Genomic DNA, 16,028 nt, shown 5'->3' on the forward strand with positions numbered 1-16,028 from the left:
CATCAGGAGACACTATGAAATATCCGGGGCCGAAGCCGAACCAACAAATTGTGCTTTCTAAAGAAGCATCGGTTTAGTCGCTCCCGCTCGCGGCCACGCCCGCTTCATGCCATGCGAATGAATCTAGCGGCGGAAAAAAGTAAGCGCAAGCGAGCTTTTGTGGATTGTTTTTCGCGGAGTGAATCACACACAAATGACGTCGCGCGTCCACAGGCAAAGGAATATGTTTGCGAGAATAAATCGATTCAGTTGCGCGGCGCGGGCGGCTAAAGTGGCTCGGTATAGCGTGAGGCGCCTGACGGGCGTTCCACCTTATTCAGCCTCTCAAGTCGAATTCTCTTCATACTGGAGCAACCCATGACCACCTCGAACCTGCGCAGTGCGGAACACGCGATCGACAGGCACTTTCTGGATCGCTGGTCTCCGCGCGCCTTCCGTTCGGATCAGATCCCGGAAGCCGCCTTGCTGACGTTGCTGGAAGCGGCACGCTGGGCGCCTTCGTCCTACAACTCACAACCCTGGCGATTCGTCTACGCAAGACGCGATACGCCGCATTGGGAACAGTTCCTCGGCTTCCTCAACGAATTCAACCGCAGCTGGGCAAAACACGCTTCGGCCATTGTGATCGTGCTGTCGAAGAGCACGTTCACGCCGCCCGGCGGCGCAGCGGAAGTGCCCGCGCCCACCCATTCGTTCGATACCGGCGCCGCGTGGGGCTATCTGGCACTTCAGGCCAGCCTTTCCTGATGGCATGCGCATGGTCTCGCCGGGATTGAACGCGAGACGATTCGCCGCGAGCTTGCCGTTCCACACGTCTACTCGATCGAAGCCGGTATCGCCATTGGCCGCGCGGGCGACAAGGCGTCGTTGCCTGAGAGCCTGCAGGCGCGCGAAGCACAAAGCCAGCGCAATCCGCTCGCCTCCATTGCGGCAGAAGGACGCTTCACGTTCTGACGCGCGGACACAGCCCGCGGACAATGCGGGCGTTTGCCCGCCGCTTACCTCCTGATGAGTCAAACCGGCATGTCCCTTTCACTCGACCATATCGTGATCCGCGTACAGGATCTCGAAGCGACCATCGCTCATTTCAGCTCGCTAGGTTTTACCGTGCAGCGCGGCGGTACGCATGCCGACGGCGCCACGCACAATGCGCTGATCGGTTTCGCGGACGGCAGCTATTTCGAACTGATCGCCTTCTTGCGCGACGCGCCGGAGCATCGCTGGTGGGACGCCGGCAATCGCGTCGGCGACGGCTTTGTCGATTTCGCGCTGCTGCCGCCATCGGTTGCGGCAACGATCGATGCGGCGCACGGGCGCGGACTGAACTACGACGGTCGCCGGCGGACGCGTGCGGCCTGACGGCGAACGGCTCGAATGGCAGATCGGCAAGCCGCGCAGCGTGGACCTGCCGTTTTTGTGCGGAGATCTGACGCCGCGTCAGTTACGCGTTGCCGAAGGTGACGTGCGTCGCCACGCCAATGGTGCAGACGGTGTGGCAAATATCACGCTCGCCGTGCACGATCTGGACGCGAGTCTCGCACGCTATCGCGCGCTGCTCGGCGAATTCAATGCGCAGCGCGCGCCGCTGCCTGGCTACGGCGTCAGGTTAGCCATCCTGCCGATCGGCCCGACCACGTTGACGCTCGTGAGTCCGTCAAGTTCATCCGGGCCAGCAAGTCCGTCGAACGCGGTGGAGGAGCCCGCTGAAGGCCTGGCATCGGACATCAGGAAACACCTCGCCACACGAGGTGAAGGTGTGTTCGCCGTCGCATTGGGAACGCAAACGGGCGGGTCGCCGCGCGCATTCGCACGCGAGCTCACGCACGGGGCGATCCTCGAACTCGTGGCAGCGTCCTGATCCCAGACTGTCGCAGGGCCGGTCGTCAATTGACTGCCGACTGGGCGCTCAAGACGCGGTCTCCGCTGCAAGCGAGCCGCCAAGATAAGCGTCGCGAATCCGTTGATCGCCGAGCAGATCGCTTGCGGTGCCCGACAACACCACGCGGCCGGTCTGCAACACATAGCCGCGATGCGCGATCTGCAACGCAAGGCTCGCATTCTGCTCGACCATGAAGAACGTGATGCCCTGCTGGTTGATGGTCCGAATCAGTTCAAGCACCTTGTCGACATATAGCGGCGAGAGGCCCATGGTCGGTTCGTCCATGCAAACCAGCGACGGTCGGCTCATCAGCGCACGCGCCATGGCCAGCATCTGCTGCTCGCCGCCCGAGAGCGTGCCGGCGCGTTGCGTCAGCCGCTCCTTCACGCGTGGGAACAGTTCGAGCATGCGCTCGTAGTCCTCCGCGATGCCGGCGCGGTCGTTGCGCGTAAACGCGCCCATCAGCAGGTTTTCGCGCACCGTCATGTCGCCAAAGAGTCGCCGTGCTTCCGGCACGGAGGCGATCCCACGCCGTACGATCTGCGAGGTCGGCAGCCCGTTCAACGGTTTGCCGTCGAAGCTCACCGTGCCGGTTCGCGGTTTGTGCAGGCCGAGGATCACTTTCATCGCCGTCGACTTGCCGCTGGCGTTGCCGCCCAGAAGGCTCACGATCTCACCGCGTCCAATGCTGAGATTCAGGCCGAAGTGGACCTGGATCTGCCCGTAGAAAGTGTCGATCTGGTCGAGTTTCAGCAACGGCTCAGTCATGGCAAATTGGGCAGAGGGTAATTCGGTCGACGACACCAGGTGCAGGCCGGACGTGCTCATGCGGCGGCCGTTTCGTTGCTGCCGACCTGGGCGCCGACCTGTCGATGTCCGAGGTAGGCTTCGATCACGGCGGGATCGCTGCGCACCTCGTCCGGCAGACCCGACGCAATCTTGCGGCCGTCGTCGAGGACCAGCACGCGATCGGACAGACGCATCACGAGGTCGAGCTTGTGCTCGATCAGCAGGATGGTGAGACCGTCGCGTTTCAGTTCGAGAATCAGTTCGAGCATTTCCGCGGTCTCGGACTCGTTCATGCCGGCGGTCGGCTCGTCGAGCAGCAGAATGCGCGGCCGCAGCGCTAGTGCGCGTGCAATTTCCACTCGCCTGCGGTTTGCGTAGGACAGGCTGTGCGCGGGCTCGTCGATGCGAGGCGCGAGGCGTGTGCCGAAACGCGCGAGCAGTGTTTTGACCTGATCGCGCAGTTCGGCTTCCTCGCGGCGCACCGCCGCCGGCCCGATCAACGCGCGCAGCACTTCGGCGAACGCGCCGACGACGGGCCAGCCGCGCCGCGTCATCGCGAGGCGCGCGTGTGCACCAATCAGAACGTTGTCCAGCACGCTCAGGTTGCCGAACACGCGCCCATGCTGGAACGTACGGGCGACGCCGCGCGCCGCAAGCCGTTCAGGCGCCATGCCGGTCACGTCTTCGCCGCCAAAGCGCACCGAGCCCGAGTCCGGCGTATCGATTCCCGTCAGCAGATTGAACAGCGTGGATTTCCCCGCGCCGTTCGGCCCGATCACGCTCACACATTCGCCGCGCGCCACGGAGAGATTCACTTCGTCGACGGCGACGAGGCCGCCAAAACGGCGCGTCACGCGCCGGACATCAAACAGAATGTCCGTGGCACTGGTGGAAGAAGAAGTCATGGTCGTCTCCGTCATACCGCGCCGAACAGGCCCTGCGGCCGGAAGCGCACCAGCAGAAGCAGGATCACGCCGTAGATCAGCATCCGGTAATCGGCGGCGAAGCGAAACAGTTCAGGCAGGCTGATAAGCGCCAGCGCGCCCGCCACCGCGCCGACCACGCTGCCCAGACCGCCGAGAATCACCATGGTCAGCGCGAGGATCGACACCTGCGAGTCGAAGGTCTGATAGTTGATGTAGCTGTAAAGATGCGCCGCAATGCCGCCGCCGATGCCCGCCGCGAGTCCGCCGCACGCGAAGGCAATGGCCTTGTAGCGGTTGGGCTGAACGCCATACGCGCGCGCCGCGACATCGTCTTCACGGATCGCGCGCCAGGTGCGGCCAAGATGCGAGCGCAGCAGCCGCACTTGTAGAAGCGCAAGCAGCACGAGTACCGCGAGCGTGAACCAGTACACCGCGCGCACGCCGGTCAACTGCCAGCCGAACAGCGACAACGGCGGAATGCCGGTGATGCCGATCGGCCCGCGCGTCAGGCTGTCCCAGTTCAACACCACGAGGCCGATGATCTCGCCGATACCCAGCGTCGCAATCGACACGTAATGGCCGCGCAGCCGGAACGACGGATACACCAGCAGCGTACCGATCGCCGCGGTGATGAGCCCGGCAAGCGGAATCGTCACGGCCGGCGACCAGCTCAGATTCACCGACAGCAGCGCCGATGCATAAGCGCCGATCAACAGCAGTGCCGCGTGGCCGAGCGAAATCTGTCCGACGGTCCCCGCGACGAGTGTCAGGCTGAGCGCCAGCAGCCCGTAGATCCAGCCGTTGGTCAGCGTCTGCAGCACGTAAGCCGAAGGCGTCACGAACGGCACGACGAAAGCGAGCACCACCACCGCGACGATCACGCGGCGCGGAATGCTGACTGCCTTGCGGTTCGACAGGAACGTGCCCGTAAGCGGCTCGGGCGGCAGACGGCGGCTCGAACTGAACAGCCCGTTCGGCCGCCAGACGAGAAACGCCAGCAACAGCACGAACGCGAACAGGTCGCGATAGCTGGTGCCGAAGAGTGCCACGCCGTAGCTCTCGACCAGACCCAGCAGCAGGCTGCCGGCAATCGCGCCAGGCACGTTGCCCAGCCCGCCGATCAGCAGCGCGACGACGCCTTTCAGCGTGGCCTGAAAGCCCATCGCCGGATCGATGCTGTTGTAGTACATGCCCACGAGCAAACCGCTCAGGCCGCCGAGTCCGCAGGCAATCGCGAACACGGCCTGATTCACGGCATTCACGTTGACGCCCATCTGCTGCGCGGCGTCGCGATCCTGCGCGGTGGCGCGCACGGCCCAGCCGAGCCGCGTGAAGCGCAGAAACACGTACAGCACCGCCGCGGCGCTGATGCCGATTGCCGCGATCAGCAGGTCGAGCGAGCCGAGGGTCGCCCCGCCGAGCGAGAGCGTCCAGTCCGGCAACGAACTCGGCACCGGACGCGGATCGGGACCGAAGACGATTTGCGCCAGCTGGTCGAGCACGAAGCTGATGCCGATCGTGGCGAGCAACGGCGCGATCCGCGCCGCGCCCTGAAGCGGCCGCAAACCGATCCGCTCGATGACGATGCCAAGCACCGCGCAACCCGCGATGGTCGCGACGAGCGCGACCGGCAACGGCAAGCCGAGCCGCGTCAGGCACAGCCAGCCGATGAAACCGCCGACCATATACACCGAGCCGTGCGCGAAATTGATCAGATGCGATACGCCGAAGATCAGCGCGAGGCCGACCGCCAGCAGCGCATAGATATTGCCGACGATCAATCCGTTGATCGTGTAGTCGAACCAGGCCGTCATAGCGTGTAAGTCCAATAGCCCGTGTTTGTCCTGGGTTCGATCATTGCGCGTGCACGGGGCTCACGCCGTCCCACAACGCGAATTTGCCGTCCTTGACCATCAGATCAAGATTCTTTGCACCGGCCACGCGGCGCGTCTGCGGATCGAATTTGAACTTGCCGAAGATCACGCTCGGCACGTCGTTGATTTTCGCGAATCCGTCATGTACCGCTATGCGGTCCGCGCCGTAACGGCGGATGACTTCGCTTGCGAGAATCATCGCGTCGTAGGCGCGCGCGGCGAAGGTGTCCGGCTCCGCGCCGTATCTGGCGCGGTAGCGCTGCACGAAGCTCTGCACTTCCGGTCGCGGGTCGCCGGGGAAGAAGTTCGACTCCGTATAAACGCCATTCACCGCGGGGCCGCCCAGATCGAGAAACTTGGGGGAATACACCGAGCCCACTGCAGCGATCGGCGCATGCACGCCGGCCGCACGCGCCTGGCGAACAATCTGCGCACCGTCCGAGTAGTAGGAAATGAGTACGATCGAGTCCGGGTCCGCGCTGCGCACGCGCGTAAGCGTCGCGCGAAAATCTTTTTCGGTCGGCTGATAGGCTTCGGCCGCAACGACTTGAGCGCCGTTCGCCGTAGCGGCCTTCGCGAAGATGTCTTTACTCGTGCGTCCCCAGTCGGTATTCAGGTACAGCACGGCGATCTTTTTGAAGCCGAGCCCTTTGGTCACGTAGTGCGCGAGCATCGGCTGTTCCTCCGCCTGGCTGATCGCCGTGCTCCACATGTAATCGCCGCCTTTGGTGAAGTCCGGATGCGAGTTGGTGAAGCCGAACTGCACGAGGCCCGCGCGCTGGTAGACCGGCGACGCGGCCATCGACGCGCCGCTCGACAGATCGCCCAGCTCGAGAAGAATGCGCTTGTCGTCGACGAACTTCTGCGCAATGGCTACCGCCTGGCGCGGATCGCTGCGGCTGTCTTCGAAGTCGTAGCTAAGCGGATGGCCGTTGATGCCGCCGTTGCCGTTGATCTGTTCGAGCGCGAGATCGAAACCGCGTTTCCACTGCTCGCCGTATTGCGCATCCTGGCCGCTCAGCGGTCCCGTCACGCCGACCCAGTAAGGATCTGCCGCGTTGGCCGCCGACATCGTGCCGCCGAAGGCAATGGTCAGTGCGCCGGCCAGTTGAAGCAGCGTGCGGGCTGCACCGCGCTTGTTGTTCCACAGAATCGACATGCTTTGCTCACGCCATGAAATAGAGTGAGACGATGTAACCATGTAGCCTGAAAGCCGGCCAACGAAGATAAGTGTCAAAGCTTATTCCCGTTTAACCGCTATGCTTATGAGCCGGTTCGATTACGCGTTGCGCCGGGCTTGAGCGAGGTCACGGTTTATCCAGAAACCCCCTGTTTCATGGGCTTTTCCGCGTCTTCATGGCATGCGAGGTCAGCGTCCGGCACTCGATCGCGTGCTGGCGGACCGCAACTTTCTTCAGATACATAGCCGAATTTATTATAAGAATCGAGCATGCAACGGCCTCTAGAATGCACGCATCACATGGATGAGGCGTCGCATGGAGTTGCATCAACTCGAAGCGTTCTCAGCCGTCATGTCGACGGGCAGCATCACCGGTGCGGCGCGTTTGCTGCGCCGTTCGCAGCCCGGCGTGACGAGAACGATCCAGGATCTCGAACAGGAGATCGGCTACGCGCTGTTCGAGCGGAAAGGACCGCGCGTGTCGCCGACGAGTCGTGCATTCCTGCTCTATGACGAAGTGGAGCGCTCGCTGATCGGTCTCGACGCGATCCGTGCCAGTGCGCGCGCCATTGGCCGCAACGAGCCCCTGCCGCTGCGCATCGTCGCGACGCCCGCGCTTGCCGCGGCATTGGCGCCGCGCGCCATCGCAAAGCTGGGGCACGCTCATCCTGAAGAACACACTCGCGGCGACACGCAACTGCGCAGTGCGTCGGCCGAACAGGTGGTGCAGGCGCTGCTTTCGCGTGCCGCCGATATCGGCATCGCCACGCTACCGCTGGATCACGCTGCACTCGACGTGCACTACATCATCGAAGCGCCGTGCGTGGCCGTGCTGCATCGCGACGACCCGCTGACGCACGAAGCCGTATTGCCGATTGCGCGCCTGGCCGCACAGCCGGTCGCTACGCTTGCCAATCGCTATCGGCTGCGCAACCGCATCGATCGAGCGTTCGGTCAGGCCGGCGTTGCACTTCACGTCGCGCTGGAAACCAACGCGTCGCTGAACGCCATGATGGCGGCACAGCAAAAACTCGGGGTCGCCATTGTCGATCCAGTGACGGCGTTCGGCCTGCGCCTGGCCGATCTCGAAGTGCGTCCGCTCGACGTCTCGATTGCGTTTCTGTACGGCGTAGTCACGCTGTCGGGCCGTCCGCGCAGCGGCGCCGTGGACGCAATGATCGAGACGCTTGCCGATGTGTCGCACGCTTTGCTGCCAGGCGCGGTCCGTCACGAGGCGTCGCAGCACGGCGCACTGGTCGCCCACGATCGTGCGGATAGTACGGACCACGCAGACAGCGCCGGCGAGCACACCCGTTCTTCCTCCACTCACCGCGACCCTGGAGTTTCGGCATGACCGCATTGAACCGTCCGCCCGCGTCCGCTCCGTTGGCCGCGCTTGAAGCCCGGCTCCGCGAAGACCTCGGCTGGCTGGAACTTCCCGCGCCGTCCTGGGTGCCGCCGCGCAACGTCGACGCGCAACGCGTGCTCGACGTCGCCATTATCGGCGCGGGCATGGCGGGACTCGCGGCAAGTGCGGAGTTGAGTTTGCTGGGCGTCGACAACCAGCGGCTTTTCGATCAGGCGCCAGAAGGCCAGGAAGGTCCGTGGGTGACCTACGCGCGTATGCAGACCCTGCGCTCGCCGAAGCAACTCACCGGACCGGCGCTGCGCCTGCCGGCGCTGACGTTCCGCGCCTGGTACGAAGCCCAGTTTGGTCGCGAGCAATGGAATGCGCTCTACAAGATTCCGCGTACGCAATGGATGGACTATTTGCGCTGGTATCGCAAGGTGCTCGATTTGCCGGTGCGCAACAATACGCGCGTCGAGTTGCTGCGCCCGCGAAGCGACGGCCTGATCGAACTCGACCTCGTGCACGGGCCGGCCAACTCTCCGGCAAACTCTCCGGCAAACCACACGTCGAACCCGACCGGGCAAGCGCAACACGTGCAGCGCGAAACCGTGCTGGCCCGACATGTCGTGCTGGCAACCGGACGTGAAGGCCTTGGCGGCCCGTTCATTCCCGAAGTGGCACGCGATCTTCCGTTGCACCTGCGCGCCCATTCGTCCGATGCGATCGACTTCGACGCGTTGCGCGGCAAGCGGGTCGGCGTGGTGGGCGCAAGCGCATCGGCGTTCGACAACGCGGCGACCGCGCTCGAAGCCGGCGCGGCGCAAGTCGATCTATTCGTGCGCCGCGATGCGTTGCCTCGCATCAACAAGCTGACCGGCATCGGCAGTCCCGGACTCGTGCATGGTTTCGCCAACCTGCCTGATGAATGGAAATGGCGCTTCCTGCATTACTCCGCGTTGACGCAAGCGCCGCCGCCGCGTGACAGCGTGCTGCGCGTCGCGAAGTACCCGCACGCGAAATTGCATCTGTCCAGCCCGCTCACACGCGTGAGCCACGAGGGCCAAACGGTAATCGTCGATACGCCGAGGGGCCGCTACGCGCTCGATTATTTGATCTTCGCGACGGGTTTTCACTCAGAGATCGACACACGCGACGAGTTCGCGTTGATCGCGCCGCATGTGCGCCGCTGGCGCGACCGCTTCGAGCCCACGCCCGAATTGTGGAGCGACGACCTCGCCAGCTCGCCGGACCTCGACCGCAACTTCGCGTTGCAGGAACGGATTGCGGGTACCTGTCCGGCGCTTTCGCACATTCACAGCTTCAATCACGGCGCGAGTCTGACGCATGGCAAGGTCGCCGGCGATATCCCCGCGATCAGCGACGGCGCGCAACGTCTGGCACGCACAATCGCCGCAATGCTGTTCGACGCCGATCGGGACGCGCACTACGCCGCACTGCAAGCGTTCGACACTGCCGAACTCGCCGGAGACGAATGGGCCGACGCCGACGTCGACATTCGCGCGATCGACACCACCGCCTGACTTTTTTTGACGGACCTCTATCTCATGCCCGCATTAACGGAACCCACCTCCGCCGCCGCAACCGATGACTTCGTTGCCACACTGGCCGGACTTGCGCCCAATGGCCCTGTCGCCGCGCTGCGCGCCTTCCGCGCCGATGCGACCCGCTACACGCAAGGCAGCCACGATGCGCTGTTTTCGCACGAGCTCGCCGATCTGAAGCTGCGTGAGCGCCTCTACGCCGCCTGGTATGCCGCGCTGCTCTCGCGCTCCCAACGTACCGCACAAGCGTATCGCGAACGTTTGCTGGCTCTCGATGCGCAGGCTGGAAACGAAGCGGATGCAACGGGCTCATTGCTCGATGCTATCGCGCAACATCGCACGGCGCCCGCCGGCACCGTGGGGACGCTTATTAGCGCCGACCCGCGGCTTGCGGCGATCCTCGTGCATACCGAAGACCTCGTGCTTCACCCTGCAGATACGGGCAAGTCCGCCCTCGCCCAGTTAAAGGCGGCCGGCCTGACAACCGGTGCGATCGTCGCACTCGCGCAACTGGTCGCGTTCGTTACCTATCAGTTGCGGGTCGTTGCCGCATTGCGCGCACTGGAGGCACAGGCATGAGCGCGGATCACGGATTCACCTCGCAGACGCTCGGCTGGCGCGCATGGCTCGATACGGTCCCGCTCGCGCAGGCATCGCCCGCGCAGACCGCTGTGCTGGAGACGAGTCACCCGCAAGCGAAGACGTCCGACTATTACCTGCTGCTCGTGCACGGAGCGGAAATTCTGCGGCAGCGTTCCGGCGCGTTCAACAGCATCATGTATGCGACCGGCGGCCTGTCGCGCGCGGAGCGCGAACTGGCGAGCACCGTCGTGTCGCGCGTCAACGGCTGCGTGTACTGCGCTTCGGTGCATGCGCAGCGTTTCCAGCAACTCGCCAAACGCGACGACGTGATCCAGCAGATTTTCTCGGACCCTGAAAGTGCCGGCACGACGGAACGCGAACGCGCCATTGTCAGGTACGCGATCGATCTCACGCTGGATCCCGAAACGATCAGCCCGGCTTCGCTCGACGCGCTTCGCGGCGTCGGGCTCGACGATACGCAGATTCTCGATCTGAGCCATGCGATTGCGATCTTCGCGTGGGCAAACCGGCTGATGCTGACTTTAGGCGAGCCGGTGTTTCCAGCCTGACGCTCGCTTCGCGTTGCAGCGACGCCGCAGCGGGGCGCAGTGGGCCGCGCTACTGCGGTCACCGAATATGGATATGCCCATCGCTTCGTTGCCGCGCTATGGGATGCGGCGGAGACTCGTAATCCAAATCATTTCGGGGGAACCGCCATGTCTGCCTCGCGTCCGCTTTCGTTGTCCCGGCGCGTTTTTACGCTTGCCGGGGTCGCGCTTGCCCTCTCCTTCCACGGAGTTTCGTTCGCGGCGCCCGCAAGCGGCGAGCCGCTTTTCTTCGGCGTGAGCGGACCCTTGACCGGTCCGAACGCGCAATATGGCGCCCAATGGAAAGCTGGCTTCGACCTCGCGCTCGACGAGATCAACAGTCAGGGCGGCGTCAACGGCCGGCCGTTGCAGTACGTGTTCGAAGACAGCCAGAGCGATCCGCGCCAGGCGGTGGGCATCGCGCAGAAATTCGTCGATGACAAGCGCATTCTGATCGAACTCGGCGACTTCTCGAGCCCCGCTTCGATGGCCGCCTCGCCGATCTACCAGCGCGCCGGTCTCGTGCAATTGGGTTTCACCAACTCGCATCCTGACTTCACCAAGGGCGGCGACTTTATCTGGAGCCCTTCGGTCAGCCAGGCGGATGCCCAGCCTCTGCTCGCGGACCTCGCTGTCAAGCAGGGCTTCAGGCATGTCGCCGTGTTGTTCCAGAATACCGACTGGGGTCGCGCGAGCAAGGATGTGTTCGTGAAGGCAGCGGCCGCGCGCGGCGCAACCGTTGTGGCCGCCGAAGGTTATCAGCCCACGGACAAGGATTTTCGCGCGACGCTGTTGCGCGTGCGCGATACGAAACCCGATGCACTGGTGCTGATTTCGTACTACTCGGACGGCGCGCAAATCGTGCGTCAGGCGCGTGCGAGCGGCATCGGCCTGCCGATCGTGGCGGCCAGCTCAGTGTACTCGCCGAAGTTCATGGAGTTGGGCGGCGAGGCCGTCAATGGCGTGACCACCAATACCAGCTTTTTCCCGGGCGATCCAAACCCCGAGGTTCAGCATTTCGTGCGCAGCTTCGAGGCAAAGTACCATCATCAACCGGATGCCTTCAACGCGTTTGCGTACGACGCTACGATCATCGCTGCTTATGCGCTGCGTTCAGGCGGGCTCGATCGGCGCGGCGTGCGTGACGCGCTGCCGAAGTTGCACGACGTGCCGAGCGTGGTGTTCGGAAAGGCGACATTCGATCCGGTAACGCGTCGCGTGATCGGCGTGAAAAGCGTGAATCTCGTTGTCGAGAATGGGGAATGGGCGCTGCTCGGAAGCAAGGCGGCGGTGGCGGCAAAGTGAAGGTGGAGAGATACGGCATGCCTCGATGACGAAGCGCGAGACCGCACTCACTCTGCCGCCAGCCCATTACGGCTGAATATACAGATCAGCAAAATTCCCGCGCAGGCCTTCCCCGGTCGGCGCATAGTCCTTCACCTTCTTCGATACGACCGTAATGCTCGGGTTCGCCCCGAATTCGATCGACGGAATATCGTCGTGAACGATTTGCTGGAACTTGAAGAATAGCTGGCGGCGCTTGCCTTCGTCGGTCTCCACCGAAGCGGCTTCCAGCAAACGGTCGACTTCCGGATTCGAATAGTGCGCCGCGTTGGAGAACGGCAGTCCAATCTTGAAGTTCTTCGACCAGAACACGCGCTGCACGCCCACCGTTGGGTCGAATACATTGGAAAGCGCTTCGAGCGTGATATCGAACGCGCGATCGGTATATGCCTTCTTCACATAAGTCGCAAAGTCATAACTTTCGATCTCGCCGTCAATCCCGATCCGCGCCAGCGACTGCCGCACGAAGTCTGCAGCACGCGGGTCCTGGAACGGGTTGAACAGCAGGCGCAATTTGAAGCGCTTCCCGTCCGCACCACGCGTGAAGCCGGCAGCATCTAGTGCGGCGTTGGCTTGGGCCACGTCATACGGAAAGTAATGAATGTCGGCGTCGTGATACTTCGTGTTGGCCGCGCCGATGGCCGCAGCGGAAACCTGTCCATATCCATACCAGACTACGCGATTCAATGCATTGACATCCACCGCCTGGGAAATCGCCTTACGCACCGCCTTGTCTTTGAGAACCGGCGTATCTAGATTGAAGATCAACTGCTGATGGTTGCTGACGTACGGCCAGTTGGTCGTATCCACCGTGAAGCCGGGAAGCGTCGTGAAGCGCTTGACGTCGGATAACGGGATTGCCTGATCGCCGAGATTGGCGGCGCCTGATTCAAGCGCGGCGGCGCGGGCTGCGCCGTCCGGAAGAAAGCGCACGATGATCTTGTCGACATACGGCTTGGGCTTGTCCCAGTAGTCCGGATTGCGTTCGAGAAGAATATAGCTGCCGTGCACGAACGATTTGTAAATGAACGGCCCCGTGCCGACCGGCGCGCTGTTGTGCGGGTTGGTTGCGATATCGGTGCCTTCGTACAGGTGCTTCGGGATGATCGGCGACTCGGAACCGGAAAGCGCGGTCAGCAGAAATGGCGCAGGTTTCGACAGTTCGATGATCGCTGTGAAGGGGTCCGGCGTTTTGACATCGACCACGTTTGCGAAGGTGCTCCGTCCACGCGGGTGCACCTGCTTGAGCGTCAGAATCGAAAAAGCGACGTCGGCGGAAGTGAACGGCTTGCCGTCGTGCCACTTCACGCCACGACGCAATGTGAAGCGATATTGAAGGCCGTCCTTACTGACCGACCATGCGGTAGCCAGCAGCGGTTGAGGATTGAGGTCCTTGTCGTAGGTCAGCAATCCTTCGACCACCTTGGGTCCAATCTCCGCGTTGCCTCCGGCAGTCGTGGTTAGAGGAACGATCGACGCGGGTTCGGGCGTGACGAGCCACGTGAGTGTCCCGCCATGATTGGGCGCCGCCATAGCGGGCGCCAGATAGGCGCCAGTCAATGCGAAAGCAAACGCCGCGGCGGAAAGGGTTCGGCGTATCCCGTTTTGCAAGCTCATACGTATCCTCTTTCTTATTGGAATGACGGATAGTAAGGTGCGTCGAAAGGAACCAAAAGCAAGCAAAAGTCATTAGCTTTGCAGTGTATATCCGGCCCGTTTCAGAAGGTTGGCGCCACAGCACTCACATGCGTCAACTCACCGACGATAGTCTGCGGATTCTTGAGCAGATTGAAGATCGGGCACACGGCTTCAACCGCATCATGCAGCGCGCGAATCGCTTCGGACGACTCGGGCGAGACGATGTCGAGCGTGTAACGAATGTTGTGCGGATAGATCGGCACGTTTTCAAAGCCGGGTTGCTGTGCGAGCGGATGCTGCTCGCCGGTCACTTCGACATCGATCGAATCGATCCGCAGTTGCCGCTCCGCCGCCTGAATCAGCGTGATATGCGTGATACAGCTTCCGAGCACACCGAGTTGCAATTCGGGCGAAGCGGGGCCAAGGTTGTAGCCCGCAAAATCCGTTGGACTGTCGCTGATCACCTGAAAATCGCGGATGCGAATTTCACGCACTCCGCTTCGCCCCAACGCGCGCACGGTGGCTTTCAACCTGTTGGCCTTGATATCCGGATCTTTGCGCGCCGCCTCGCGCTTCGCAATCCAGGCTGCACGCTTTTCTACGAGATACTCGTTCAGGGTTGTCATGATTCGGGGTTAGTTGGTCTGTCTAACGGCAAAATGAAAGAGGGGAAGTAACGCTAACCGCAGCCAGCCATCCTCGCTGCGCAAGACAAGATAGCGACCCGATCCCCCGAAGCGAACCAAGCGATTCTGCTTTGCTTACACCGCTGCTTCGTTTCTTTCCGCAAAATTCTGCGTCCGCGCGTTCTCGCCGCGACTCACGATATCTCCGCTATAGCAGCACGGCCGCGCAGCATCGGCCGCCTCAATTGAAAAGCAGAATTCGTTGGTTTGCATTCCAAAACTTGCATGATCTACTTCATTCACGCGAGCGTTGGCGTCGTGCCGCGAATGTCGTCCGCCACAAATGGCGTGAGATGTGAGCTGCCCGAACGAACACGCTCTTCACGCCAAACGGCACGGACCATCACAGTGACTCAACCCATCCTCGCTGCTCAACTTAAGGCTTCGACATCGCCCGCTGAAGAACCGCGCACCGCCACGCCCTTTGTTCCCGTCCGTTCGCCTGCCACGTTCGCCGGGAGCCCGGTCACGCGCGCTCTCGAACAACCGCTGCTGCTAGGGCTGTTTCTGCCGATTCAGGCCGGCGGCTGGAGTGCATCGACGCTGCCCCGAACGACGGACTGGAACTTCGACTACAACCTGGCGCTGGTGCAAAAAGCCGAGGCGCTGGGCTTCGATCTTGTCTTCGCGCTATCGCAATGGCTGCCGAAAGGCGGTTACGGCGGCGTATTCAACGGTGAAGCGCTCGACTCGTTCATGTCGCTCGCGGCGATGACGGCACGCACCCAACGCATCATTCTGGTCGCCACCTGTCACGTGCTGTACGGCCCGTGGCATCCGCTTCACTTCGCCAAATTCAGCGCGACGCTCGATCACATTTCAAAGGGGCGATGGGGCATCAATGTGGTCACCGGCCATCGCGCGATCGAACATGAAATGTTCGGCTGGCAGCGTATCGAGCATGACCGGCGCTACGAGCTTGCTGCGGAGTTTCTCGACGCCGTGCAGCAGCTTTGGGCGCAGCCCGACAATTTCAGCTACGCGCCCGCGCGCTCCACCTGGAAGCTCGACAAGGCGTTCGTGACGCCCAAACCGCAGTACGGCCGTCCTCTGCTCGTGAATGCCACCGGTTCGGACGCGGGTATCGACTTCGCCGCGCGTTACTCGGATGTGGTGTTCATCACGAGTCCGGCCGGCTCAGAAATCGAAGGCGCGTTGGCGGCACTGCCCGCGCATACGGCGCGCGTGAAAGCCGCCGCTGCGAAACACGGCCGCAAGATCCGCACCTTGATCAATCCCATGGTGATTTGCCGCGAGACCGAGGCCGAAGCGCTTTCGTATCGCGACGCAATCGTGGCGCATGGCGACGAAGGCAGTTTCCATCGTTTCGACAGCGACGCGCACGCGTGGCGTGGCAACGCCGAGCAGCGCAATCAGGCAGCCGCACGTGCGGTGGGGGGCAACATCTCGATCGTCGGCTCGCCGCAGCAGATCGCCGATTACATCGTGCGCCTTCACGCGGCCGGTATCGACGGCGTGCAGTTGAGCTTCTTCGATTTTCAGCCGGACCTCGATTTCTTCGGCGAGCGCGTATTGCCGTTGTTGCGCGAAGCAGGGCTCAGGTTCTGATAACACGCGCTTGTTCGAAGGCGTACGCCGTATCGCGATCGCCAGCTTCTCTTCAACCATA

At 62.6% G+C, this 16,028-nt stretch carries 12 protein-coding genes and 2 pseudogenes; 8 read left to right on the top strand and 6 right to left on the bottom strand.

The window, feature by feature from the left end:
- Positions 1-357 precede the first annotated feature (357 nt).
- Positions 358-954 (top strand): annotated as a pseudogene (locus ACOCG7_RS22605) (nitroreductase family protein).
- Positions 955-1,023: 69 nt separating this feature from the next.
- A pseudogene (locus ACOCG7_RS22610) lies at positions 1,024-1,858 on the top strand (VOC family protein).
- Between the two features lie 48 nt (positions 1,859-1,906).
- Here ACOCG7_RS22610 and ACOCG7_RS22615 read toward each other — a convergent pair.
- The 4 genes from ACOCG7_RS22615 to ACOCG7_RS22630 are packed head-to-tail and all read right to left on the bottom strand — an operon-like array spanning position 1,907 to position 6,627.
- The gene (locus ACOCG7_RS22615; RefSeq protein WP_083083516.1) at positions 1,907-2,707 is read right to left on the bottom strand and encodes an ATP-binding cassette domain-containing protein; all 801 of its coding nucleotides are present in this window, start codon (positions 2,705-2,707) and stop codon (positions 1,907-1,909) included.
- A complete protein-coding gene (locus ACOCG7_RS22620; protein ID WP_083083515.1) occupies positions 2,704-3,573 on the bottom strand; it encodes an ABC transporter ATP-binding protein in 870 nt (289 codons plus the stop codon). The genes ACOCG7_RS22615 and ACOCG7_RS22620 overlap by 4 nt, the downstream gene beginning before the upstream one ends.
- 11 nt (positions 3,574-3,584) lie before the next feature.
- On the bottom strand, positions 3,585-5,408 hold the full coding sequence (locus ACOCG7_RS22625) for an ABC transporter permease (protein ID WP_083083514.1): 1,824 nt from the start codon (positions 5,406-5,408) through the stop codon (positions 3,585-3,587).
- Positions 5,409-5,448: 40 nt separating this feature from the next.
- Positions 5,449-6,627, bottom strand: a complete 1,179-nt coding sequence (locus ACOCG7_RS22630; RefSeq protein WP_421380087.1) for an ABC transporter substrate-binding protein — start codon at positions 6,625-6,627, stop codon at positions 5,449-5,451.
- Between the two features lie 337 nt (positions 6,628-6,964).
- Between ACOCG7_RS22630 and ACOCG7_RS22635 the strand changes: the two genes are divergently transcribed.
- The 5 genes from ACOCG7_RS22635 (at position 6,965) to ACOCG7_RS22655 (ending at position 12,035) form a co-directional block, all read left to right on the top strand.
- Positions 6,965-8,002: a LysR family transcriptional regulator gene (locus tag ACOCG7_RS22635; RefSeq protein ID WP_083083512.1), complete on the top strand. Its 1,038-nt coding sequence runs from the start codon at positions 6,965-6,967 to the stop codon at positions 8,000-8,002.
- Positions 7,999-9,540 (top strand): SidA/IucD/PvdA family monooxygenase, encoded by a 1,542-nt coding sequence (locus ACOCG7_RS22640; RefSeq protein WP_083083511.1) that lies wholly within the window; start codon positions 7,999-8,001, stop codon positions 9,538-9,540. Before ACOCG7_RS22635 ends, ACOCG7_RS22640 begins: the two co-directional genes overlap by 4 nt.
- A 24-nt stretch (positions 9,541-9,564) precedes the next feature.
- Entirely contained in the window at positions 9,565-10,140 is a 576-nt protein-coding gene (locus ACOCG7_RS22645; RefSeq protein ID WP_083084253.1) for a CMD domain protein, read from the top strand.
- Complete coding sequence (locus ACOCG7_RS22650; RefSeq protein WP_421380092.1) at positions 10,137-10,712, top strand: peroxidase-related enzyme; 576 nt, start codon at positions 10,137-10,139, stop codon at positions 10,710-10,712. Before ACOCG7_RS22645 ends, ACOCG7_RS22650 begins: the two co-directional genes overlap by 4 nt.
- 147 nt (positions 10,713-10,859) lie before the next feature.
- Positions 10,860-12,035, top strand: coding sequence for an ABC transporter substrate-binding protein (locus tag ACOCG7_RS22655; protein WP_083083509.1), 1,176 nt, complete (start codon positions 10,860-10,862; stop codon positions 12,033-12,035).
- 66 nt (positions 12,036-12,101) lie between these two features.
- Here ACOCG7_RS22655 and ACOCG7_RS22660 read toward each other — a convergent pair whose 3' ends face one another.
- The gene (locus ACOCG7_RS22660; protein ID WP_227470807.1) at positions 12,102-13,607 is read right to left on the bottom strand and encodes an ABC transporter substrate-binding protein; all 1,506 of its coding nucleotides are present in this window, start codon (positions 13,605-13,607) and stop codon (positions 12,102-12,104) included.
- Between the two features lie 185 nt (positions 13,608-13,792).
- Positions 13,793-14,338: an OsmC family protein gene (locus tag ACOCG7_RS22665; RefSeq protein ID WP_083083507.1), complete on the bottom strand. Its 546-nt coding sequence runs from the start codon at positions 14,336-14,338 to the stop codon at positions 13,793-13,795.
- A 408-nt stretch (positions 14,339-14,746) separates the two neighbouring features.
- On the opposite strand from ACOCG7_RS22665, the gene ACOCG7_RS22670 reads away from it, so the two are divergent.
- The gene (locus ACOCG7_RS22670) at positions 14,747-15,967 is read left to right on the top strand and encodes an LLM class flavin-dependent oxidoreductase (protein ID WP_083083506.1); all 1,221 of its coding nucleotides are present in this window, start codon (positions 14,747-14,749) and stop codon (positions 15,965-15,967) included.
- Positions 15,968-16,028: the final 61 nt, after the last annotated feature.

The sequence above is a fragment of the Paraburkholderia sp. DD10 genome (assembly GCF_049177125.1).
Classification (GTDB): Bacteria; Pseudomonadota; Gammaproteobacteria; order Burkholderiales; family Burkholderiaceae; genus Paraburkholderia; species Paraburkholderia terricola.